Origin of the sequence: Vibrio celticus, from assembly GCF_024347335.1 — a bacterium.
GTDB classification, from domain to species: Bacteria; Pseudomonadota; Gammaproteobacteria; order Enterobacterales; family Vibrionaceae; genus Vibrio; species Vibrio celticus.
Window position 1 is genome coordinate 1,054,771 of the sequence record NZ_AP025464.1, and the last position, 23,944, is coordinate 1,078,714.

Consider the following 23,944-nt stretch of genomic DNA (forward strand, 5'->3'; position numbering starts at 1 on the left):
GTCTAGGACAGTATCCTAAAAGGTAAACTTAAGGAGTAAACACTATGCTAAATAAGTCTTCGACTTATAGGTAGTAACGAGCACCAAGTAGCCATTGGTCGTCAGCTTTTTCTTTGTACACGCCAGAACCTTGTAGGTCGAACTGGTAACCAGCAAAGCCTACGAACTGAGATGTGAAGTTGTATTCAGCTTGTAGAGCAGTTGTAGCAAATACTGTTTCGCTCATCTTGTCGTCTTCTACAGCTTCGTAGTTAACGCTTAGATTAAGGCTGTTAGAAAGAGCGTAAGACGCTAGTAATTCAACTGCCGTTGTCTCTTCTAGAGGACCAGCAGAAGTCTTGTTCATGTAGTTGTTCATAGCGTAAACACCTGCAAGGTATAGACCTGAACCGTATGAACCGTAAGTTGCACTTACAACGTTAGAATCCGCAGTTTTTGAACCAGAGATACCATCAAAGCTTACATCACCAGTGTTGTATGCGTAGTTCACAGAGAAGTCTGCGATGTTGTAGTTCAGAGCAATCTGAGCACGGTTACCGTATTCGTTATCTAGAGATACAGCATCGCTGTATTTAACTGTATCAGCTTTACGACCTTGCCATGCAACACCAAGACCTAGCGTACCGGCATTACCGAAATCTAATGCGTTAGCGTAGCTAACCATCTCTTCACCACGACCAGTACCTAGGTTACCGTGGTCATCGTAGATGAAGTCATTCGCGAACGCGATTGGCATATCAGCAACACCAGCAACGTTGTAGTAAGGTGCCCATTGAGTACCTACTGCTGCACGACCGTAATCATCGTGAGAAACACCAACGTAACCAAGACGAGTTGTGAATGACTCATCACCGCCGTCTAGCATGTTTAGCGCCCACTCACCTTTAGCATCAGCAGTGAAGCCGTTACCAAGGTCGTGAGTTGCACCGAAGTTGATACGTGGAGAAACAGTCTCTACACCGATATCATCTTCACTAAGACGGTCAGCGCTGTTTACGTCACCAACTGCAACTGAAACGTGGCCGCCAACTGAGAATGTTGTGCCGTCTTCGTTGTAAAGTTCTACTGCAACTGCCTGTGTACCAAATACTGCACCAGAAATTGCTAGCGCTAAAAGTTTCTTATTCATTGTCATATCCATTATGTAACTGGGTGAGTTATTCACTAACAACCTCGTGCTTACGGAGAAGTTGTTACCTGCATTTAACAAGTAGCCAAACCCTAATATACGAATGACAAGAAAGTTGCATTAAAATATATAAAATAAAAAACCGCATCATAAAAACAAAAATCTTTTAAAACAAAAAATAATACAGAAAGCACTGGGAGTTTCTTTCATTCTTTGAGATAAGCACTTTGATTATTTTTGATTTTATAATCACTAAAAAAGCATTAAAAATCTAAATCCAAGATAACTCATCAGACCATCGAGAGGCTCGCCTTTACCCTTGAAACATTTTGCAACACATAGAGCTCAGCTGAAATATTTAGCTTTGTGAAACAAATCCCAATTTGAGCTAGGAAAAATCGCTCAATTAAAAGTTCACTAGAGAAAAGACAAAAAAGGGCAACCAATCAGCGACTGGTTGCCCTTAATAACTCATCATTGAACTCTTATTTGAAGCAAACCTCAGCCCAACGAGCTAAACCTGCGGTTACTGAACCGAAGTAATTACCACTCACAATAGGTACGTTCGGCACAGCTTGTTGTACGGCCTCACGAAGTATCGGTGAACGAGCTGAACCACCCGTCATGTAGATTACGTCTGGCTTTTTCTGGCCTTGTTGAATCGCCTCTTTAACCAACTCAATCATCTTAGACTTTGGTGTTTCAATCGCTTCAACCATCTGTTCGACTGAGATATCTACCTCGACAAGTTCAGAGGCAACATTAATCTCAGCACGATATTGAGAGGATTCTGCCAGCGCAATCTTAGCTTCTTCAGCTCTACGCACAATACCGTAGCCCAAGGTGTCGTGATAAACCTTCATCAAACGTTCTAGCTTTTGAGGCTCCGACGCTTCTTTGCGAAGTAATTTTAATGCCGCTAGGTTTTCTCTTGAATAGAAGTTCTTTTGAGCTTCAACATTATTAATCGCAATTGGATTCCAGAATTGAGTCAGTGGCATATCAATACCCGAAATGCCTTTGCTGCCCATACCAAAAGGTGACATCAGTTGTTTGAATGCAAGATAGATATCGAGGTCATTACCCCCTACCCTTTGTCCACTGTGTGCCAACAAGCTCTGGGTACGATCCGCTTTACCAGACCAGCTTGGTCCCATCTCCAATAATGAGCAATCGGTGGTACCACCGCCAATATCAACAACCAATACCGTTTGGTTTTCAGTTAGTGTGCTTTCATAATCAAGACCTGCGGCTACGGGCTCAAATTGAAAAGCGATATCAAGGAAACCAGCACGCTTAGCTGCGCGAGTGAGGGTGTCTTCAGCTTGTCTGTTTGCTTCTTCACCACCTCGACCGTGGAAGTTGATTGGTCGACCGATAACAGCTTGCTTGATCTGCTCTTGAGTCGTGAGTTCGGCTTGATTCTTGATATTTGCCATCATGGCGCACACTAAATCTTCGAAAAAGCTCACCTGCACATCATGCAGTCCACTCGCGCCAAGGAAAGACTTAGGGGACTTAACATAATAAACATCGCGAGGATCTTCTAAATATAAGTCCAACGCAGCCTGACCAAATGCCATGTCTTCTGGTACTAGGTCGATACTCTCTTCTCTGTTCAGAGCGATCGCACGTCGTAAAACTTGCTCACCGATCGCATCACTCGGCTTGATATTCAAATGACGGAATAGATGTTCAGAAACACTCTCACGAGTAGGCGCAAACACGGTTGAGGGAATATAGTGGTTGTTACCTTCGAGCGGTAACAGGCTTGGCTCTCCATTAACCATCGCCGCGACAGAACAGTTCGCTGTTCCATAATCAAATCCAATAAACATAATATCCCCCACTCAACAAAAGGGGCGAGATGCTACATGAAAAGCCTAAAAATTACGAGGTCATTTCTAAAATTAACTGAGTAATTTCTTAGCCTAACGGCTCTTCAAGAAGAAACAAATATGCTACATTTCAGCCCAAATGAATCACAGGTTAGACAAATGAAAACACCTTGCCGAGCGGCTTGTAAAAATAATGGCGGAATGTGTAGTGGCTGCTTTCGAACAATGGATGAGATTATAGGCTGGAAAGGCTTATCTGAAAACGAACGAACGTCAGTCATGGATAACCTTAGTGGCGAGAGTTCGACTCACCAATGTCCACAGTGTAATGAGCCAGCTCAATGCGATATCAGTGCGGGCAAAGAGACGTGTTGGTGTTTTGACCTAGAAAAACGAGATACTAGCGATATTCCAAAGGCTGGAGTATGTCTATGCCGCAAGTGCTTGTCTGCCCTGCCTATTCAGTAGCTTAGAACCTATTCAGCTCGTTACTAGTTAACAAGTTACAAGCTGGTTCAACGCAGACAAAAAAAGCGAGAGGTTATGTTCTCGCTTCAAAATACTGAGATTAAGTTTCGACCTAATCGTTACCAAGTTAGTGTCTACTTCGTTTTTGCAACCAGCGCAGGCTGAGAAAACTGGATACCATTCCAGCCATGAACCATGAAGTTACGAATATTTTGATGGTCGCTGTTCTCAGGAAACCCTAGCACGTCGTTACGATAAAATTGACCAAAACAAGCAAGTGTTTGCTCTGCTGATAGGCCTTGCTCTAAACCAAAAGCAAAAATCTTACACGAACCATTATTCTGCCCTGCAGCGTTCACTACCTCACCATTACGAAATTCGCTCTCAGAAAAATCATAGTGAGCTTCGATCACTTGCATTGTATCTTCAAATTGCACAGCCTCTGGGGTTTCAGCCAGAGTATTTAATAAGGTTTCCAGTTCCATTTACTATTTCTCCATCAAGTATATATCTGTCAGCAGTGTATCTTGTTTTACGACAAGAGTAAGCTGTTGTTTAGTTGAGACAGCGATTCACTTTTTTGTTGTACGCTGCTAATTACTTCAATGAAAATAATGACATAGTTTTATCAGGACGTTATATTATTTTATCAAACGATTAACATTATTCAGTAACGAATATGCATAAAGATAAAAACTTAGAACTGTTCAGATACCTAAAGCCAGGTACAAAAACAGCAGGTGTATTGGAATTTGGCCCAGACGACTCAATCCAGATCAGTACACTTTATATCGGGCACAAAGAAGATCAGTACCTTATCCTAGAGCTTACGCAAAAAGCGACAGAAGCACTGACACTGAGAAAGCTCACAAACGTTGATATTATTGTTCGTGCGATTACCGACACCGAACTTGGGCACATTGTCGCGTTCAAAACCAATGTACTGGCTCATATCTCCTCACCAGCACATCTAATCTTCCTTCGCCCACCCTCAAACTTTGCAACCAAGCCTATTCGTGAACACGAAAGGTATAAGGTACGTCTCGGCTGTGAAGTCACCTTTGATACCTTGTCGCTGGATGCCACTCTGGTCGATTTTTCAGCGTCAGGGTGCGGTATCTATCTTACCCAGCAATCAGATATTGATGTCGGCTGGAAGATAAAAGTTAATTCTGACTTAAATGAGTACTTAGATGACGATCTAGTCTACAAAGTGTTGAGTAAGAAAAGGCAAAGACAAGGCTGGCTGTTAGGTATCCAATTCCCTGAACACCTAGATATGAGTGATGAGTTAAAAACGCTACTGTTGGAACAAGCCTTTGTCGCTGGCTCTATATAAAGGCACCAAATTAGTCACTGCTCTTCAATAGAGTCCGTTTAAGAGCGCTAAGTTAAAGCCTAGTGCTCTGTGTCATTCCAGTATGAGTTTTTAAAATGAACAAACGCTTGGTGGAGCGACTCTTCTTTAATCGGCTTTACAATCACGTAATTCGCCCCAGCGGCCATAAAGCTGTCTCTAGTTGACTCTTGAGCATCAGCGGTACACGCATAAATAGGGGCTGACACACCAATCTCACCTCTTAGTTGCTGAGTGGTTTCTACACCACCGAGATTAGGGAGCTGATTATCCATCAAGATCAAGTCATAGGTAATCGTCTTAGCCATCTCTATCGCTTCTAAGCCATCTTTTGCCCAAGTGACGACCATGCCATATTTCTTACAGAAAGCCTGAGCAATAAAGGCATTGGTGTGATTGTCTTCCACCAGCAACACATTCAAAGGTCGACTAAACAACGCCTCTGGCTCAACTTCAGCTTGTTGCTTAGCATCGACTAATAGCGGCTTGGCGTGTACGATAACAGGAATTTCTATCGTGAACTCTGAGCCTTGACCTATCACGCTGCGGACTTGAATGTCCCCTTCCAGCATATCGACCAGATTTTTTACAATTGTAAGTCCTAAACCAGTGCCACCATATTCACGAGTGGTGGTCTCTTCGGCTTGAACAAAGGGTTCAAAAACAGCATCAATTTTGCTTTCATCAATACCAATTCCGGAATCTTGCACTCGCACGATTAAGCTGGCGTGATCGGAGTTAAAGATGCTCTCGAGCTCAAAGCTGACGGAGATACCGCCTTGATGAGTGAATTTAAAAGCATTACTCAACAGATTAAACATGATCTGATTGAGGCGTACTTGGTCGGTATTGATTTCAATATCATCAGCCAAGTGATTCACAATGGTAAATTCGACGGATTTATCTTCACACAGCGGTCGATAGATGCTGTCTAAAGTATTAACTAACTCCCCTAAACGGAAGTCTTTCTTTTGAATATTAAACTGCCCTTGCTCAATTTTTGAGAAGTCCAAGATATCGTTAAGTACCGCCAGTAAATGTTCCGCACTATTACACAGTACATCCACCTGCTCGCGATTATCTTCATTGTGCATAGAGCGCTTCAGCAGCTGAGACACACCGAGAATACCGTTGAGCGGCGTGCGAATCTCATGACTCATCTTAGCTAAGAAGTCTGCTCGCACATTCGCAAGATGCTCAGCTTCTTCTCTTGCTCGATCAGCCTGTCGTTCCGCCTCGATAAGCTTAGTAATATCTTGCCCTTGTACCACCACTCCTGTGATGCCGTGTTCCACGCGAATAGCAGACATGTTCCAACGAAACACCTTTTCACCAATGGGTACGTTAATACCCGTCAGTTTAGATCCTTGAACCACCATTTGAATATTAGGCAGCATTCGATACTCAAACTCTTGGGCAATTGGACCATAATTGTCATCAGCATCGAACAACGCCATGCGAGCGGCGGGGTTCATCTGAATCAAATCGCCTTTTTCAGACCAAACTAAGATAGGCGAATGAGCAAAGTTAAAGAGATCTTGGAATTTTTGATTCTGTTCAGATAAGCGCTCAAAGGTGTCTTCAAGAGTACAACCAATATGATGAAATTCGAAAATGTTAGAGCCATCGAACTTGTTGTACTCTTCGCTAGCACTTGCCGAACGAGTAAAGTCCATTAGCTTATCAAGCTCGGCTGAGACTCTCTTTTGAATCCAAGTTCGAGCAAAAAAAGACATCAATATGATCACCACAATCACCACGATGATCGCACGCTGATAATTCTCTTCTAACGCAATGAAATTATTATTTTTTTGAACAGCTCGAATGATTAAAGGAGTTTCAACAGCATTAATCTTAATGGTTGCGATGGTAACGAAATGACGCGGCAACTGTTCGTACATTTGATAATTGAGGATGTCGGTAATGGTGTAGCTTTCATCACCACTGAATGTCGATGTCACCGGTGTACCGTGCGCTTCAATAACGATATTTTCGCAGTTACTGCCTTGTTGGATTGACTCAGCCAAAGAGAAGTTATTATCAAGCACAATGGCGATATAGAGTTGACCAAGGACTTCCCCAGTAGCGTTATCAACAATAGGGGTACGGCGAGCCAACAAGTGACGCTTACCTATATCTGTCCTCAGTTTAATAAAATGCCAATTACTGCTGAACGAAACCTCATCAGAAATATGCTTTAAGTTGTACTCATCCAAACCATAAAATTGACCGTTGCCGTCTTCCCAAACCAAACCATCGTGGGTTGAGGCAAAGCGTAAATCTGGCGCATGGTCCGGTTCACGTTGGTCAACACCAAAGAAAAAGTAGCTCAGAGTCTCGTCATTACCCGTATCAAAATACTCTCTGAGAGTTTCACTGTGTGAGCTACTGTCTTGATGGATTTGCAGCACCGACAAACGATAATCAAACATGTTTTGGATCAGGCTTGAGGTTTGCTGTACCGTTCGATTCGTCTCTTGCTGTACGATATTACTGCTGGTTTCATAATTATGAATAAGCACGCCAAGTGCCATCACGCCTATCACCAAAATAACGATACGCGTAATGAGTCTAGCTAAAGTGTTTCTAGGTGTACTGGCGTAACTTTTCTTCATTAGTGACCTGAGTACCTAAATGCCCGCTGTTTAAGTTCTGAAATACGTTCTGGGGAATCTTCCTTGGTGACAATTTCAAATTCACCAGAGTAAACGGTAGGCACTTCCAAACCGGCTAGATCCCACTTGATCGCCTCTGCCATTGCAATGCCTGTATCGTCGTTCATACGCATGACAGTAACATCTAGGTCGCCCCTTGCAATGGCTTCAAGTTCAGCAGAGCCGCCTCCCCAACCATTCACTAAGATGTCTTGGCCCGATTCACGAATCGCTTCCATTGCACCGAGAGCGACATCCGTTGAACATGCATAGATAAAGTCTAGATCCTTATCGTTCTCTATGCTGATTTTAGCCGCTTGGTAGCCACTGTCTTTGTTTGATTTTGTGTAAAACGAAGACTTAAGGGTAAAGTTGGTATCAGTATTCACTTCATGGATAAAAGTATCTCCACGCGCATCACTGATATAGCCTTGTGAGTAATACAAAACAGAATACTTACTGTCTGGTGGACTTACTTGTTTAAAATAGTCCGCCAGTTTTAAGCTGCCTGTCGCATGGTCAAAACCCACATACATAAATGGCTGTCTATCTGCCCAAGCTCGCACTGGCGTCGTGATATTTTGCAGAATGAGTTTGGTGTCAGTAGAGGTCAACACGTGCTCGATAAACTTGCGGTGGCGCGTGGTATCTAGTGTGAAAATCAAATAATCCGTCTTGTTTTCAATCGCTTCTTGCAACGAAATACTCTGCTGCGCGAGATCGGCATTAATACGGGTAAATACTTGATTTATTTGGTAGCGGATCTTCAGCCTATCGAGACGCTTCTCAAAAGCTTGAATATTACGAACCCAGTAATCCGAGATCTGTTGACCCGGATACACCACGGAAATCGTAATTGGTTCGTCTTGGATTCTTCTCAATGGCACAGGGTGATTTTGTACAGCCTCGACCATTTTATCGGTCAATGCTTTTTGCTCTGGAAAAATGGAAAGATAATCTTGGTATTCCCAGTACCCATTGAGGACATGAGTACCATGGGAGAGAGCGGACGCAGAAAATACGGCAAGTCCAAACAACATCAGTAAACGTTTCATATTTTTCTCGTTTTGTATGAGCTACTTTGGCTCATTTTTTAACCTAGCATGACACCATCTCTTTGTATGGCTAATGGATATTATGTAGGACAACGATGATAAATGATAGCGTCTAACACTAATTAGAACGACATTCTAAATGAGCAATATATTAATTTGGAATGGAGATTAACAACGACCAGTTCAATCATGATTTCAGCCCATTCACCTTAGGATTAATTAACGTTTAAATTCAAAAGCTTAGCTTAATTTATTATAGACCCTTATATTATTAAGATTTAATCAATAACAAATATTTTGGCTATGAATTATGAGACTTCGATATATTGAATTTTGTCTTTTTGCCACTCAATAATCAGTTTGAGTGATACCAGTTTTTCTTTGCGGGATTTGGGCAATTGCTTAATCGCATATTCGGTTTTCAATGCTTCACTTTTTGAGCCAACATCAAAACTCCAAACCAGCTTTAGCGGGCCTTTACCTTTTAAAGCTTTGGCGCCTTTACCGGTTTGATGTTGTTCAAATCGACGTTCTAGATTGTTCGTCACGCCACAATAAAGGGCATTGTGACGATTGCGGATCAAGTACACGACCCAATCCGCATTTTTATCAGCATCTGACATTTAAAGCAGTGATTCAACCAGAGCCTTAAGCTCTGCCACTTCTGCTCGTAGGCTTGCAACTTCAGACTCAAGCTCTTCAAACTTTTCACTCGTTGCAGAGGGGGCAGCCGCACTTACTGATGCCGTCGCAAACGCTTCAACATCCACTTCACCGCTCAACAAGTGCTGGTAGCGTGATTCACGTTTACCCGCTTCGCGTGGCAGCTTCACAACCAAGGCACCTGCTTCTCTTGCAGCGAGTTTGTCTAATGTTGCTTCTACTTCTTTCACATCACTAAAGTTTGCAAGGCGACCCGTTCGAGTACGAAGTTCACCAGGCGTTTGCGCGCCGCGCAGTAACATACAGCAAATGATTGCACGCTCTTGCTCTGTAAATTGCAGATCACCGAACTCAGTGTTGCAGAAACGATGCTGATACTTATTAACACGGCTATTGAAGCTGCTCTCATCACTCACCATGCGACGTCCAATTAAACCATCAACCGCATCTAAAACATCTGACTCAGAAAGAGAGAGAACAGGTTCACGGTTACTCTTTTGATTACATGCCGTGGTTAAACTGTTCAGTGTCAGTGGGTAATGATCGGGAGTAGTGACTTCTTTTTCGATCAAACAACCGATAATTCTCGCTTCAATTGGGGAAAGTACTGTGTTCATCGTTTTTCCTTTTTATTATTTTGATAATTCCATCTCAACACCTAACAATGCAGTAACTAGTGTTCAGACAAAATTGGTATTCGTTTCTTTCTGCCCTGTTCATCAATCATTATGATCTTAGAACGATTTAGCTCTATTTCCACGACTTCCAAATAAGTACGCTCTTGTACATACGCATCACGAAGCTTGTTTTGTTCTGCTGAAGATTCAGTGACATTGTCGTCCAATTCTTCGTTTTCCAATTGTTGTTGATTCATTTCACATTTCGTATCAATGCAGTATCTACATGGGATACTAACTTGAACGGTAAGATAAAAACAATCACACATCAGCGAGAGTGACGAATAATTAAACAACCTTACTTTTGCTTTGATCTAAAGACTGTTACATCATCAATTGATGTGCTTTAATCAGAACCAGACAACGTATTTGACGAATAGGAAAAGGAATCTATGAGCAGCGTATTTGAAATTGTTAACCAAGCACGACGTAAGAACAAACTTAAGCGTGAACTTTTAGACAACGAAAAGAAAGTTCGTGACAACCGCAAGCGTGTCGACCTTCTTGATAACCTACTTGATTACATCAAGCCAGAGATGACTCACGACGAAATCCTAGGCATTATCAAAAATATGAAAGCTGACTACGAAGACCGTGTTGATGACCACATCATCAAGAGCGCTGAGATTTCTAAAGCTCGCCGTGACATCAGCCGTCGCATTCGTGAACTGACAGAAGAAGACAAGCAAACTCAAGGTAAGAAGTAATCTAACCTCGCTAATTTACTTGTAACAATGTTAGTAACCCACTCATAGTAGTGGGTTTTTTTGTACCTAAACTCCAGCGTCTATACTTAAGCATCTAGACCTAAGCATCTAGACCTAAGCATCTAAACCTAACCGTCTAGACTTAAGCGTACCTAAGCAAAATGAATGAAACTCAACAGCAGTATCAAACTAAATAACGAGTGTACACTAGCGATGGAGAGACTTTATGTACGGAAGTATTCTGATTACCTTGGCGTTATCAACGACACAACCTTACCCTGAAAAATTTGAGAAACTTTATACCGAAGAAACCGAAATCACTTATGACGATCTCGTGGTCGATGTTCATGGCTACAAGGTTCCGACCCGATCAGCATTTCGAGGTTGGATGCTCCTCAATCACGCTCAAGACCAAGTGAGAGCGATCGGACAACAACTCAAGGACAATGGCGTCACTCAGAGCATGCCTCTGCATCTCGTTCTATTGCAAGGGACGGATTGGGCAATGAGTAATACAACCTTGTTTACCCTCCCAAATAAGAAACATGTGCCAAACATGATCAATACCCTGAAGTACATACAACAATATATTGAGCCTGAAATCGGTGTTGTTATCCCTGTGTCCGGAGAGCGAACCAATATCTACAATCAACAAGCTGGTGGTGCACTGCGAAGTAAACACTTGGAATTCTGCGCCTTAGACTTAGTTCCTGCGAATGATATTACTCGCGAAGATCTACACGTGAAACTTAAAAAGGTTCATGCTGAATTTGGGCAAAAAAATAACGTTGGGCTGGGGTTGTATTCTGGTGTTCGATTCCACATCGATACTTGCGGATTTAGACAGTGGTAATCACATCGCAGAGTCATAAGGACATGATAACCACTAAAGTCATTATGACTCACACAGTTAACAGGACACTTTAACCACTTGATTTAATGATTAAATTAAAAATGGAACGCTAATTGCTATTAATAACAAGTATCATAATTATTAATAGCAATTAGGAATTCAATATGAAGACGATGACTCAACGCTTTCAAACTCTGCTTTCTGTTTCAAACTTCAGTCTAGCTATCACAACCTTGCTTATGCTTCTCAGTATTATCGTTGCTTATCCAATGGCCGATCACTTCTCACTGCCAATTCAAATCGTCGCCCACATCAGCACCATCTTAGTCGCAGCCTTGTTGAAAATCAGCTATGTCGGTCGTTGCCTTGCACAATACAACCTTGGATTGGAAGTTTGTTAAGTCGCGTCGCGCTAGCCTTGATAAGGGAGCCCTTAGACAATATCAAGGCTACTGAAAAGATCGTACAGCTGATGAGATTTATAGGGTTTCGGTAAGTAGGCGTTCATACCGGCTTCAAAACAGTCTTTGATATCTTCTTCTAGAACACTGGCGGTTAAAGCTATGATGGGTAATGGTGTGACTTGTTGATCGGCTTCCCACTGGCGAATCGCACGAGTCGCTGTTATACCATCCATAACAGGCATCATGCAGTCCATTAAAATGGCATCAAACTGAGCTCCTTGGGTAATGACATCCACCGCTTCTTGGCCATTACTGGCAATCAAATATTCATAACCCGCTTGCTCAAGGAAGAAGCTCGCTATTTTTTGATTCATCAGATTGTCTTCAACGATCAAAATGCGTCGATTCAGAGAGCGAACTTCTTCATCTTTTGCTTCCACTTGAGGCGTTTGCTCTTCGCCCACATCGAGAGATTGTAAGCTGGTTAAGAAACGTCGGCCCAAGAATGGCAAGGTATGAGTCGAGTGAACCGTTTCTCTGATTAGGTTGGTTTTAAATAGGTGATGCTGACAAACGATGACGCGAGCAAGAGGATATATCGCCTTCAACGTCGCAAGATCTTTCTCCATAGAGTGATGCAAGGTATGACAATAAAGTATGAAGTCGCTTTCTTTGACACTTTCACTCAGGGCTGCAATGGATGACACCACATTAGCTCGAACATTCAAACGCTCACACTCTTTAACAAGTTGATCAAGGTAATTGAAAGAGTTCGATATGATGGTCGCTCGGCTCAGGTTATCAAAAGTTTGAACAGGCGCTTCTACAATATCGACATACAAACAAAACGTGAATGTAGAGCCCTCTCCTTTCACTGAACGCGCGGTAATGTAACCACCCATCAAATCAACAAGCTGTCGACAAATCGCAAGCCCTAGCCCCGTACCACCAAATTGGCGGGTAATGCTGCCATCTTCTTGAGTGAAAGGTTCAAATATGGACTCTAGCTTCTCTGGCTCAATCCCAATTCCAGTATCAGACACACTGCATTCAAGCTTGCCCCTGCCCATAGACATAGGTGTATAAGCAATGTCCGTAGTAATCGTGCCCTTAGACGTAAATTTGATGGCATTAGAAAGCAGATTGGTCAGCACCTGTCTCACGCGGTACTCATCGAAAAACAGTTGTGACGGCGTTTGATAATCGATATTGATGTCGAGCTCAATATCCTTACTTATCGCTTTCGACTGAATCACACTCACAGAGTCATAAACCGCTTCTCGCAAATCAGCATTGTGTGGTGACAACATCAAGTTACCCGACTCGATTTTAGACAGGTCGAGTATGTCATTCAGCAGCACCAGTAAAGAGTGAGAGGACGATTCGATATCCCCCAGTACTTCTTGTTGATTTGGGCTCAGTTGACTTTGAGATAAGATCTCAGCCATGCCAATGATCCCGTTAAGTGGCGTGCGTATTTCATGTGACATATTGGCTAAGAATGCGCTTTTGGCTTTGTTAGCCGAAATCGCGTCTTCTTTTGCTGTTATCAACTCTTTGTTGTGCAGATAGTTGCGTTCCATCACTCGATTTAGGGTTTCAGTGAACTCGGCAAGCTCATCGTTCCCTTGGATACGAATCACCTTTGGCTGGCCGTAGCTATCAGCGCATTCCGACACACCTTTCAAGATAATCGACAGGTTTCTGTTTAAGCGCAGAGATGTCGCAACCCCAAGCCACATCAAAACACCAGATGCGATGAGTATAAGCAACGTCATGACCAAGGTTTGCCTTTTCTGCAACGCGATATTCTTGGTCAGTTCAAACTGTATTTGATTGGTGTAAGCGCCAATCGCGTTTGAAATAGCCCGTTTTTTAACCTCTAAGCTTTTCAAGTGTTGATATATTTCGGGTGATGAAAAGTCCCCTTTGAGGATCCGAGATGTGAACTTGTCTTGGAATTCATCTTTGGCGACAGCGTTTAGCAACTGTCTAATGTTTGGAGAACGCGTATCCGAACGGAAAAAGGTATCTAATAGCTGTTGCTGCCTCTCTAGTGCACCGACATAGCTCAGCAAGTATTGGTTTTTAAACTCTGGCGAGCGATACAAACTGAAACTTAACCACGCTTCTCTCTGAGTCCAAAACACGTAATGCGTAAGATTGATGAACATCGCATCCGCTTGACCAATATTTTCATCGACTAAGGCCATGCGATATTCAGACAGATCCATTAGCACGTCTTTTAATAAGTCGAAAGCGCGCTCTGTCGATTGTCTGCTGTCTCTGGTTTCAGATGTACTAGCTAGGGTCATCAACAGCTTTTTCAATTCAGCTAACTGAGGATCAATACTCCAATTGCTGTCGAACTGTTGAAGTCGCATTCCATACTGAGTCAGTCTATCCAGTTCTGATTGCAACGTTAAAAGTAACTGACCTTTCTCAGGGGAGTCATTAGACAGCACCAACCATCGATAAGCATCACTTGATACCGTATTAAAAGATTGAAGCGCTTCGACCTTAATACGCGTTGTTTCAAGGTGATTCATCTTCTCATCGTTCTTAAGCACTTCATTCACTGTAAACCCGAACATAATGAGTACAGAAACCGTGGAAAGAAAAATAAGACGCCATCTAATTGACATATTTATCATTTTTATAACTACTCCCTTCCCGAAAGTAATTTACCTAACCCAAATTAAGAATAGGACATTAACAGGGGGTTATTGATCAAATTGGATATGAACAAACGATACTCTGAGCCCAGAACGAAAAATTAAAGCCAACTGGTATCCAGAAAAGAGTTTTAAAGCGGAAAGGCGTGCTTTTATTAAGACTGGTTTAAACAAGCGAGGTTTCAGAGAGCAAAATGTAAACAAAAGACGTTTTCTCCAGTTATTATCACGCGCATAACAAGTGAACGGCCACATTTCGCGGCTCAACTAGACTGTGAATAATGACTCTGCGCGCTAACAAAGCGGATAGTTAGGTTAAAATTGTGACATCCAATCGTTTGCGTGATGCACTTTTCACGCTCAAACTAGACTTATTCAAAGGTCGAACAACAATACTCGCTGATTCCCTTATTTGTCGTTTACTGTTTACGTGTAACTTGAGTTAGCGATCACACCTTTAATGTTCAATATGACCTGTATTACATATTATCTTTTGAATTGAGTATTTTTTGACGAAAAATAAGTGCTACAGATTGTTAAAGTCAATAGTCTTTATTGACGTTCAAATCTTGATTTATGGCTAATATAAAGCCAATTTACAGAGATTTTGTCTGCATTTATTTTTCCTAGCAGAATAACCCGTCGTACCTTACAATCCTGCCACATAAAAATTACAAGTTACACACAAGGTATATCAGCACATTTAAGTGGCAATAAAGACCACAGCCTGATGCCTCAAATCCCCTATGCTGATTGGCTTCCCTACAACCGCCATGAATGCAGAAACTTAACGTGAAAGGTCCCGAGTAAAGATGAGTCCCGAAAAGCACCTCCTAGATTGGCAAACTAGTCAAACCATTGCTGAATCCATCGCTCCAACTTTAGGTCAGTTATACCGTCAAAAAGGCGTAGAAGTTATCCTCTTTGGTAAGACCTTAGTTAACGCGACAACTATCGACATCATCAAAGCTCACCGCATCGCAAAACGTTACACTGGTTCTCCTCTTACAGCAGAACAGACTCAACCTATCATTCAACACCTTCTCTCTATGGACTTATCTCCATGTCGTATTGACGTTGGTCGCCTTGCACATTCATTCTGGCAAGATCGCGAAGACACACACGGGTTGGATGATTTCCTACAAACTGCGCTAATTGAATCGCTTGAAGGCGATGCGATGACAGAACCTCGTGACGTTGTATTGTACGGTTTTGGTCGTATTGGCCGACTGCTCACTCGCCTGTTGATCGAGAAAAGTGGCCCGGGTTACCCACTGCGTTTACGTGCAATCGTTGTACGTGGCGGCAAAGATGGTGACCTAGAAAAACGTGCAAGCCTGCTTCGTCGTGACTCTGTACACGGCCAATTCAACGGCAGCATTGTTGTAGACCAAGAACGCAAAGCGATCATCGTTAACGGCAACTTCATCCAAGTTATCTACGCAAACAAACCAGAAGAAGTGGATTACACGACTTACGGTATTGAAAACGCACTTGTGGTTGATAACACAGGCGTATGGCGTGACGCGGAAGGCCTGAGCCAGCACGTTGCGTGTAACGGTGCGAAGAAAGTGCTACTGACTGCGCCTGGTAAAGGCGACATCAAGAACGTGGTATTTGGTGTAAATGAAAATGTTATTCAGCCAGAAGACACCATCATCTCTGCAGCAAGCTGTACTACTAACGCAATCACTCCAGTATTGAAAGCGGTTCACGACAAGTTTGGCGTGCTGTCTGGTCACATCGAAACGGTGCACTCATTTACCAATGATCAAAACCTAATCGATAACTTCCACTCGGGTGATCGTCGTGGTCGTGCTGCATCATTGAACATGGTTTTGACATCGACTGGCGCTGCTAAAGCAGTATCAAAAGCGATGCCGGAAATGGAAGGTAAGCTAACAGGTAATGCGATTCGCGTACCTACGCCAAACGTTTCAATGGCAGTAGCGAACCTAAACCTTGAGAAAGGCACAAACAAAGAAGAGTTGAACGAGTACCTACGTGAAATGGCGCTGTCTTCTGCTTTGTCTGCACAAATCGATTACACAGACTCAACTGAGATTGTATCTACAGACTTGGTTGGCTCTCGTCACCCAGGTGTGGTTGACGGTGTGGCGACTATCGCACAAGACAACCGTGCCGTGCTGTACATTTGGTACGATAACGAGTTTGGCTACAGCTGCCAAGTTGTTCACTGTATGGAACAGATGATGGGTGTACGCTACAAGACATACCCTGAAGTTTAATCAACTTCGCTCTTGTAGATACGTCCAGCGCAACCAGCTCCACAACATAATAACTATATCTGCGAAGTCTGTATGGGCTTCGCAACCCCTTTTGTTTTACTCCCCCGTATAAACAAGAGGGTTGCCACTTAGATCTGCTCTCTCTAACTGATCTAGGTGGCCTTTTTACATCTAGCGCCCTAACTTTTATCGCTATGACAAGACCTTGTCTTCATCACCCTTGCACAGCTTCACGTCTGTTATAATTCAACCTCAACATCTGACTGAATCGAGCTTGAACATGCGAGCACGTACCCCTGCTCAATCTGTTCTGGCGTCAATGTCTCTTGGCTGCTTGATTCCACAGACCCTTTGGTCACTTTGCATTTACACGAACCACAAATACCGCTGCGACAAGCGATGATAATTGGAACGCCTGCTTTTTCTAATGAATCCGCCAATGGTGTACCAGTTTCCGCTTCAACTTCAGCTCCGAACGCTGGCACAAATACCTTAACAGCACTATTCGTATCGTCAGCAACTTCGGCTTTTGACGCTTCTGATTGAGCATTCTGAGTAGCAGGAGTGAAGCTTTCTTGATAGAAGTTATCCATGTTGAACTCAAGTTCTTTCAGATAACTTTCAATGTCTTGCATGAAGCCTACAGGCCCACACAGGTAAACCGTTCTCTCTAAGATATCTGGGCTCAGTTTCACTAACCAGTTTTTATCTAAACGACCTTGAGAAGCCGTTGTTCCTTCGTTGTCTTTTAGCAGCAGTTTTAAGTTGAAATTCGCATGTAATTCATCGAGCTGATGAAGTTCTTGAAAGTAGATAGTCTCAAGCTTGTTGCGTGCCATGTGGACGAAATCAATCTCGATGTCACTGCCTTGAGACAGCCAATACTTGACCATCGCCATTACTGGTGTGATACCACAGCCTGCACTCACTAGCGTTACTTTCTTTGTCGCCGTTGGCATACAATCAATACAGTTAAACGCGCCTGCCGGCTTCAACACTGAAACCTCATCACCTTCATCAAGCTCATCAACAATAAAGTTCGAAACCAAGCCACCTTCCACACGCTTGACCGTCAACTTCAGACGGTTATCTTCCGGGCAAGAAGCCACTGAATAAGCACGGTAATCCGTTTTCGTCGGCATATCTAAACCCAGAGTAATAAATTGCCCAGGCTTAAAATTAAAATGTAAGTCTTGTGGAATGCTGCCAAGCTCAAAGCTGACCGTATCTGGCGTCTCATGCCATTTCTTTAAACACACTAAATTGATTGAATCGCTATCCGACCATGCATACATAGTTCGTGTACCTTGCTAATGACTAGATGATTAAATGATTAAGGATTTAAATCGAAAAAGCCCCGCCGTTGTCTGTTTTTGAAAAACGTCACAACAACGGGGCTTCAGGTTGGCTTAAATTAAGCCGCTAAGATTGTTTTAAGATCTTGCTCTGGCGTTGAGATAGAACGCATATCGAACTCGTCTTGAATAATCTTTAGTAGGTTTTCTGTTAGGAACGCTGGCGCTGTTGGGCCTGTGTAGATGCCTTTCACACCAAGAGCAAACAGAGTAAGCAGGATAACGATCGCTTTTTGCTCGAACCAAGAAAGAACAAGTGTTAGAGGCAGTTCGTTGATGCCGCAGTCAAACTCTTTAGACAGTGCTAAAGCAAGCTGAATAGCAGAGTAAGCATCGTTACATTGACCAACATCTAACAGACGTGGGATACCGTTAATATCGCCAAATTGGTTCTTATTAAAACGGAATTTACCACATGCCAAGGTCAGGATTACTGAATCTTCTGGTGCTTGAGCTGTGAAATCTGTGTAGTAACTACGCTCAGATTTGTCGCCGTCACAACCACCGACTAAGAAGAAGTGCTTAATGTTGCCTTCTTTCACTTGCTCAACAACCGCAGGCGCTGCTTCCATCAGTGCGTTACGACCAAAGCCAACAGTGATCATTTGCTCGATCTCGTCATGCTTGAAGCCTTCTTGTGCAAGAGCACAATCGATCACAGCGCTGAAATCGTCACCTTCAAGGTGAGCAACACCCGGCCAGCCAACGATGCTACGCGTAAATAGACGGTCAGCGTATGAGCCTACATCAGGGTTAAGCAAACAGTTAGATGTCATTACGATCGCACCAGGGAAGTTCGCAAATTCTTTTTGCTGATTCTGCCAAGCGCTGCCGTAGTTACCCGCAAGGTGTGGGTACTTGTTCAGTTCAGGGTAACCGTGTGCAGGTAGCATCTCACCGTTGGTGTAAACGTTAATGCCCTTGCCCTCTGTTTGTTGAAGGATCTTTTCTAGGTCATGCAGGTCGTGACCAGAAACAAGGATACAGTGACCTTTCTTCGTCTTCACATTCACGGTTGTTGGTTGAGGGTGACCAAATGTATCTGTCTCGCCCTTATCCAGCATTTCCATTACTTTGTAGTTCATTAAGCCAATCTGCATAGACGTATCTAACAGTTGTTTTAGGTCTGATGGGTCTGTACCTAGGAACGCCATGATTTCGTGGTATTCAGCAAAAATAGCATTGTCAGTTTGACCAAGAACACGTGCGTGCTCCATGTACGCTGCCGCACCTTTTAAGCCGTATAGGCAAAGAAGGCGAAGACCAATCACATCTTCGTGTTGAGAGTCGTGACCGCGGTTTACCGCTGCTTGAGGGGCAAGCGCCAATAACTCTGACGAATCCGTTGGAAGATCGAAATGAGCAGCAGCAGAAAGCGCTGGGATCTCAAAACCGGTCAACGTAGCTGCCGCTCGAACTTGTTGTTCTAAACGCTGCTTAAACTCGTGAGATTGCTGAGCAAATTCGATGATGCGAGCAGGATCGAAGTTAACGTTCGTTAATGTTGCGAAAAATGCTTTTGGTGCCCATTCATCAATTTCAGTATCAATAACATCACAAGCACGGCCTAAATTAGCCCAGAAAGAAACACCTTGAAGAGAATACACCAACACATCTTGAAGGTCTGACACTTCCGAGGTTTTACCACACATACCTTGTGCGAAAGAACAGCCTTTTACAGTGGGTGTTTGAATGGTTTGTTCACATTGAATACAGAACATATAGGGGCTCCAGTAATTTTTATTAGCTGTAAGTGCTTTGCTTACAGTGACTTATTCCAACCCCTATAGAGCATCAACCGTGCCAACTTTTAACTCATTGATTTTATTAGACTTAGCTGTATTCCATGTTTTTAGTGCGTGATTATGACTACATATAAACTCACCAAGAGCACACATCCGTGTCATAGTGACTCTCCGAGATTAATTAACGGCGTTCATGTTTCGTTCAGAATAGAAGCGATAAAGTAACAACATAGAAAAAGAGGAATGAATATGAAAAATATATTAGTTACGATTGTTGCATTATTTACTGGCCTTTTGGCACTATTCACAAGCTTGATCCTTGCTATTCCTTTGGCTATTGCAGCTTTAATCACTGGCAAGCGCATTCAGAATCAAATGAAGAAACAAGGTTTCGCAGCTCATATGAACACTCGTCAGTCATCAACCCATGATGCCGGTGTTATTGAAGGCGAATACGAAGACCTTTCAAGCAGAAAATAATCTAAACTTCAGTTTCAGACATAGTGAAAGCACAACAGAGACAAGATTACATAATGCAAAGAAAGCCCCTCCTAGCACTGCTGGCCTTAACGACTTTAAGTCTCGTTGGTTGCTCCAACGAGACATCAATACCCGCTTACGAAACTTCTCCAGATTTGCCTAGCTATCAGCAAGACAGCTTTGATGCCTACGTCAATGACACCCAAGATTGGTTATTGAAAAACCGTGTGTTCATGACGGAAGACAAACAACTCGAGATCCAACTCAATTCGCCAACCGAGTATCAACCAACCTCGCCAAACGGAAAGGCAGTGTTACTGGTTCATGGATTAGGTGACTCACCCTACTCATTTAAAGACATCGCTACCCATTTGGCTGAGCAAGGTTACTTAGTGAGAACCGTGTTACTGCCGGGTCACGGTAGTCGCGTGGGTGACTTAATGCAGCCGAGCCTAGAAGATTGGCAAGGTGTGGTAGCTCATCATACGAAGTTACTTGAGCAAGAGTATGATTCTGTTTGGCTAGGCGGCTATTCAACCGGCGCGAATCTCGTGACTTCACAGGCGATGCATGATCCAAAGATCTCTGGGTTACTGTTGTTCTCCCCTGCGTTTCAACCGAGCTCGTCAGCCGTTCAATATGCAGAGCTAGCGAGCTACTTTGTCACTTGGGCCGATCAAGATCCTGAAGATAATGTGCTGCGTTACAACTCACTGCCAATGAACGGTGCATCGGTTTACTACGAGACATCAGAAGTCGTACGTGATGACTTACAAGATAAACACTTCGATAAACCAGTGTTTATTATGATGAGTGAAGGCGACAGCGTGATTGACACCAATTACGTTCAGCAAGCCTTTACTGAATCTATGCCGAATCCAAACAATGTGCTGGTTTGGCAAGGAGAGACGACTCTCGAGGATCCTCGCGCTGTTCAGTACAGCATGAAAATTCCAGATCAGCGTATCTCGAACGGATCTCACATGGGCTTGCTGTTCTCACCAAGCAACCCTTACTACGGAATCAATGGTAGCGAGAAGATCTGCTCTAATGGTCAGGCTGAAGGCTTTGAAGAACAATGTAATGCAACCAGTGAAGTTTGGTACTCAGCATGGGGCTATCGCGAGGAAGGGAAGAACCATGCGCGTTTGACCTACAACCCCTACTTCTCAGATTCTATGGCGAAGTTAGATGCCGTGCTGAATTCTGAAGGCTAACAAGCTCAAACCTGTCGAAGCCAATCCATAGAAATCAAAAAGGCTCACTAGATAACGTCTAGTGAGCCTTTTTTAATGAGTATCGTTTCTCGTAACTTACTCTTATCGCTTACTGCTATATCGTCCACACCACACGAACAGCAAGCAGGATCAACACCAAACCTGATAGTCGGTCAATCAGCTGCGCCTTTGAGCGAATACGTTCAACAATCAACGGGCTAGATAGCACCAAGGTGATAAAAGTGTACCAAAGGCCGTCGACAATCAACGGCGTTGAGACAATGATCACTTGATTGGTCAGTTCATTACCTAATGCAACAAATTGGCTGAACAGAGCGATGAAGAACAGCGCAATCTTTGGGCTTAAGATAGAGATCAAGAAAGCCTCGCGAGCAGACTGCATGTAACTCATCTTTTCCCCCGCCTCTAATTTCGCGGCAACACCACCTTTCGAACGTAACGCGTTTACGCCGAGATAAAGCAGATACGCAGCACCCGCTAAACTAATACCTTTGAACAACATTGGTGATTGCTCAAGCACAACGGCCAAACCAACAATGGTTGCGAACGCATAAATACCGATACCAGCAGCATGCGACCAAGCTGCGATAAGTCCGTTCATGCGGCCACCAGCCAAGCTGTGCTTAGCGATCATCGCCAAACTCGGGCCCGGAGACATTGCACCCAACAAGCAAATCGCTAATAAAGAAAACCAAATTGTTACTGTCATCATTCCATTCCTAGTAAAATAAAGCGTTCCAGCTGAACACTCTACGCTTAATACTCAATACTTGGCACTTACCATAATCCGCAGAACGTATCATTTGAAATCAAAGGTTATCATTACACTTATGATTTCAAATCATACTGATATTGTAACTCGACTTTTTCATGGCTTGGAATGCCTTTTCTCTCGCCCATTTGTGGGCAGAGTCGTTGTCATATTTAGGGTGCCACATTAACCAATAGGTATGCATTTCCGTATCAAACGGCAAAGAAAAGTAGGTAGTATCGAGGTGTCGACCTAGGTTATAGGCGATATGTTCCGGCACAATCATCAGGTAATCGTCTTGCATCAATACAGTACCAGCCGACGAAAAGAACGGAACCTGTAGCGCGACTCTTCGCTTAAGTCCTTGCTTCTTCAATGCTATGTCCGCGTAGCTGTCTTTATCTCCGCCCCCCGTCACCTTTATGTGAGAGTAGTTAACAATGTCTTCTGCACTCAAAACCACTTGTTGAGCTATTGGGTGAGACTTGCGCATCAAACACACCGACTTGTCTTCACCAAGTTTGATGCTTGAAACATGCTCTGGCTTTGTGGGAAACATACTAGAAGCTAAGTGGATCCCCGACTCGTTCAGTGCTTCAAGGTAGTTTGGCTGCCACAGGCGATAAGCCAAATTGATGTTCGGCGCTTCAGCGGACACCTCTGCCACAATCACAGGAAGAATATACTGAGCCACATAATCACTCGAAGACAACACCAACTCACCTTGCCAGTCTCGTGGCTCAAAGGGTTTATCGTCTAACAGGTGATCAAACTCTCCAAGCAAGTCATCGAGCTTATCTTTAAGCTGAAGAGCACGATTAGTAGGAACCAGTTTGTTACCATCACGAACCAACAAAGGATCGCCACACAAATTTCTTAGCTGGCTAAGTTGGCGGCTAACCGCTGACTGTGTAATATGCAAGCGTTGAGCTGCGCGGCTGACATGACACTCTTCTAGAAGTACATGCAGCGAACGCAGTAGGTTTAAGTTGATATTGCCTAACATGGATGTACCGTCGGATTCAGTTTGTTAAAAAACTCGGTAAGCACAGTATGAGTCATTAGGTGACGCAGATCTGGATAGCTCTGCAGTTGGTCGCGAACTTGATTTAAACGCTCCATGCTTTCCACTTCAACGTACAGCATCATATCCGTCTCACCGCTGATCGAGTGACACCACTGCACACCATCAATACTCTGGATTCGTTGCGCGTAGGACTCACAACTATGGTCGCTGCTCGACATGTCGAACTTCAACAAAATATAAGCACACACATTCTTCGTTTGATTGGGTTCTGTCACTTGAGCGCAGTAGCCCGTAATCACTTTATCGCTTTCCAGTTTCTTGATTCTGGCGTTCACCGCCGAGCGCGAGAGACTGACATCTCGTGCGATATCACTCACTGAGCATCGAGCGTTGGTTTTGAGAATATCCAAAATCTGGCGATCAAATTTATCCATACTTCTGATTCTTTCCACTTATTGTTCTATTTATAACGCCTAATTTGACACAACTTTCCTACTTATAACAGCCATTATGACAGCCGACACTTTCACGCTTAATCGGATTAATACCGTTAAAATGACGGTGTCTTACGACGTTTCGCTAGCTGTATTATTGATGTCAACAATGTATGCTCTCAATC

At 43.4% G+C, this 23,944-nt stretch carries 22 protein-coding genes; 8 read left to right on the top strand and 14 right to left on the bottom strand.

What is annotated here, in order from left to right:
* Positions 1-64 precede the first annotated feature (64 nt).
* Together OCV19_RS20680 and yegD are read right to left on the bottom strand one after the other, a co-directional pair.
* The gene (locus OCV19_RS20680) at positions 65-1,129 is read right to left on the bottom strand and encodes a porin (RefSeq protein ID WP_065675856.1); all 1,065 of its coding nucleotides are present in this window, start codon (positions 1,127-1,129) and stop codon (positions 65-67) included.
* A gap of 485 nt (positions 1,130-1,614) precedes the next feature.
* Entirely contained in the window at positions 1,615-2,967 is a 1,353-nt protein-coding gene (gene yegD / locus OCV19_RS20685; RefSeq protein ID WP_065675855.1) for a molecular chaperone, read from the bottom strand.
* A gap of 159 nt (positions 2,968-3,126) precedes the next feature.
* On the opposite strand from yegD, the gene OCV19_RS20690 reads away from it, so the two are divergent.
* Positions 3,127-3,435, top strand: a complete 309-nt coding sequence (locus tag OCV19_RS20690; RefSeq protein WP_083994281.1) for a DUF1289 domain-containing protein — start codon at positions 3,127-3,129, stop codon at positions 3,433-3,435.
* Between the two features lie 134 nt (positions 3,436-3,569).
* Here OCV19_RS20690 and OCV19_RS20695 read toward each other — a convergent pair whose 3' ends face one another.
* Positions 3,570-3,920: a HopJ type III effector protein gene (locus OCV19_RS20695; RefSeq protein WP_065675854.1), complete on the bottom strand. Its 351-nt coding sequence runs from the start codon at positions 3,918-3,920 to the stop codon at positions 3,570-3,572.
* 194 nt (positions 3,921-4,114) lie between these two features.
* On the opposite strand from OCV19_RS20695, the gene OCV19_RS20700 reads away from it, so the two are divergent.
* Entirely contained in the window at positions 4,115-4,774 is a 660-nt protein-coding gene (locus OCV19_RS20700) for a PilZ domain-containing protein (protein WP_065675853.1), read from the top strand.
* Positions 4,775-4,833: 59 nt separating this feature from the next.
* On the opposite strand, the gene luxQ is transcribed toward OCV19_RS20700, so the two are convergent.
* The 5 genes from luxQ to OCV19_RS20725 all read right to left on the bottom strand — a co-directional run bounded on the left by luxQ (position 4,834) and on the right by OCV19_RS20725 (position 10,038).
* Positions 4,834-7,407 carry a quorum-sensing autoinducer 2 sensor kinase/phosphatase LuxQ gene (luxQ, locus tag OCV19_RS20705; protein ID WP_065675852.1) on the bottom strand — a complete coding sequence of 858 codons (2,574 nt, stop codon included), beginning with the start codon at positions 7,405-7,407 and terminating at the stop codon, positions 4,834-4,836.
* Positions 7,407-8,501 carry an autoinducer 2-binding periplasmic protein LuxP gene (locus OCV19_RS20710; protein WP_065675851.1) on the bottom strand — a complete coding sequence of 365 codons (1,095 nt, stop codon included), beginning with the start codon at positions 8,499-8,501 and terminating at the stop codon, positions 7,407-7,409. The genes luxQ and OCV19_RS20710 overlap by 1 nt, the downstream gene beginning before the upstream one ends.
* Positions 8,502-8,809: 308 nt before the next feature.
* The gene (locus OCV19_RS20715; protein ID WP_019823424.1) at positions 8,810-9,124 is read right to left on the bottom strand and encodes a GIY-YIG nuclease family protein; all 315 of its coding nucleotides are present in this window, start codon (positions 9,122-9,124) and stop codon (positions 8,810-8,812) included.
* Positions 9,125-9,781 carry a YceH family protein gene (locus OCV19_RS20720; protein ID WP_019823422.1) on the bottom strand — a complete coding sequence of 219 codons (657 nt, stop codon included), beginning with the start codon at positions 9,779-9,781 and terminating at the stop codon, positions 9,125-9,127. It abuts the gene before it with no gap.
* Positions 9,782-9,837: 56 nt separating this feature from the next.
* The gene (locus OCV19_RS20725) at positions 9,838-10,038 is read right to left on the bottom strand and encodes a hypothetical protein (protein WP_065675850.1); all 201 of its coding nucleotides are present in this window, start codon (positions 10,036-10,038) and stop codon (positions 9,838-9,840) included.
* 195 nt (positions 10,039-10,233) lie between these two features.
* Between OCV19_RS20725 and OCV19_RS20730 the strand changes: the two genes are divergently transcribed.
* The 3 genes from OCV19_RS20730 to OCV19_RS20740 all read left to right on the top strand — a co-directional run bounded on the left by OCV19_RS20730 (position 10,234) and on the right by OCV19_RS20740 (position 11,802).
* Positions 10,234-10,548 carry a DUF496 family protein gene (locus OCV19_RS20730; protein ID WP_004730049.1) on the top strand — a complete coding sequence of 105 codons (315 nt, stop codon included), beginning with the start codon at positions 10,234-10,236 and terminating at the stop codon, positions 10,546-10,548.
* Between the two features lie 226 nt (positions 10,549-10,774).
* Positions 10,775-11,401 carry a D-Ala-D-Ala carboxypeptidase family metallohydrolase gene (locus tag OCV19_RS20735; protein ID WP_065675849.1) on the top strand — a complete coding sequence of 209 codons (627 nt, stop codon included), beginning with the start codon at positions 10,775-10,777 and terminating at the stop codon, positions 11,399-11,401.
* A 164-nt stretch (positions 11,402-11,565) separates the two neighbouring features.
* Entirely contained in the window at positions 11,566-11,802 is a 237-nt protein-coding gene (locus OCV19_RS20740; RefSeq protein WP_065675848.1) for an SMP domain-containing protein, read from the top strand.
* A 32-nt stretch (positions 11,803-11,834) separates the two neighbouring features.
* Here the strand turns inward: OCV19_RS20740 and OCV19_RS20745 are convergent, their stop codons facing one another.
* Positions 11,835-14,399 carry an ATP-binding protein gene (locus OCV19_RS20745; RefSeq protein WP_065675847.1) on the bottom strand — a complete coding sequence of 855 codons (2,565 nt, stop codon included), beginning with the start codon at positions 14,397-14,399 and terminating at the stop codon, positions 11,835-11,837.
* An 893-nt stretch (positions 14,400-15,292) separates the two neighbouring features.
* Between OCV19_RS20745 and OCV19_RS20750 the strand changes: the two genes are divergently transcribed.
* Positions 15,293-16,729, top strand: coding sequence for a glyceraldehyde-3-phosphate dehydrogenase (locus tag OCV19_RS20750; RefSeq protein ID WP_050621730.1), 1,437 nt, complete (start codon positions 15,293-15,295; stop codon positions 16,727-16,729).
* A gap of 239 nt (positions 16,730-16,968) precedes the next feature.
* Here the strand turns inward: OCV19_RS20750 and OCV19_RS20755 are convergent, their stop codons facing one another.
* On the bottom strand, positions 16,969-18,024 hold the full coding sequence (locus tag OCV19_RS20755; protein WP_065675846.1) for a hybrid-cluster NAD(P)-dependent oxidoreductase: 1,056 nt from the start codon (positions 18,022-18,024) through the stop codon (positions 16,969-16,971).
* Positions 18,025-18,143: 119 nt separating this feature from the next.
* A complete protein-coding gene (gene hcp / locus OCV19_RS20760; protein WP_065675845.1) occupies positions 18,144-19,805 on the bottom strand; it encodes a hydroxylamine reductase in 1,662 nt (553 codons plus the stop codon).
* A gap of 273 nt (positions 19,806-20,078) precedes the next feature.
* Here hcp and OCV19_RS20765 point away from each other — a divergent pair, with 273 nt between their 5' ends.
* Positions 20,079-20,309: a hypothetical protein gene (locus OCV19_RS20765; protein WP_048659061.1), complete on the top strand. Its 231-nt coding sequence runs from the start codon at positions 20,079-20,081 to the stop codon at positions 20,307-20,309.
* Positions 20,310-20,362: 53 nt separating this feature from the next.
* Entirely contained in the window at positions 20,363-21,526 is a 1,164-nt protein-coding gene (locus tag OCV19_RS20770; RefSeq protein ID WP_065675844.1) for an alpha/beta hydrolase, read from the top strand.
* A 115-nt stretch (positions 21,527-21,641) separates the two neighbouring features.
* Here OCV19_RS20770 and OCV19_RS20775 read toward each other — a convergent pair whose 3' ends face one another.
* From OCV19_RS20775 to OCV19_RS20785, 3 genes are all read right to left on the bottom strand, one after another.
* Positions 21,642-22,256, bottom strand: a complete 615-nt coding sequence (locus tag OCV19_RS20775; protein WP_048659058.1) for a LysE family translocator — start codon at positions 22,254-22,256, stop codon at positions 21,642-21,644.
* Between the two features lie 127 nt (positions 22,257-22,383).
* Positions 22,384-23,304 carry a LysR family transcriptional regulator gene (locus tag OCV19_RS20780; RefSeq protein ID WP_065675843.1) on the bottom strand — a complete coding sequence of 307 codons (921 nt, stop codon included), beginning with the start codon at positions 23,302-23,304 and terminating at the stop codon, positions 22,384-22,386.
* Positions 23,298-23,759 carry an Lrp/AsnC family transcriptional regulator gene (locus OCV19_RS20785; protein ID WP_065675842.1) on the bottom strand — a complete coding sequence of 154 codons (462 nt, stop codon included), beginning with the start codon at positions 23,757-23,759 and terminating at the stop codon, positions 23,298-23,300. Before OCV19_RS20785 ends, OCV19_RS20780 begins: the two co-directional genes overlap by 7 nt.
* Between the last annotated feature and the right edge of the window lie 185 nt (positions 23,760-23,944).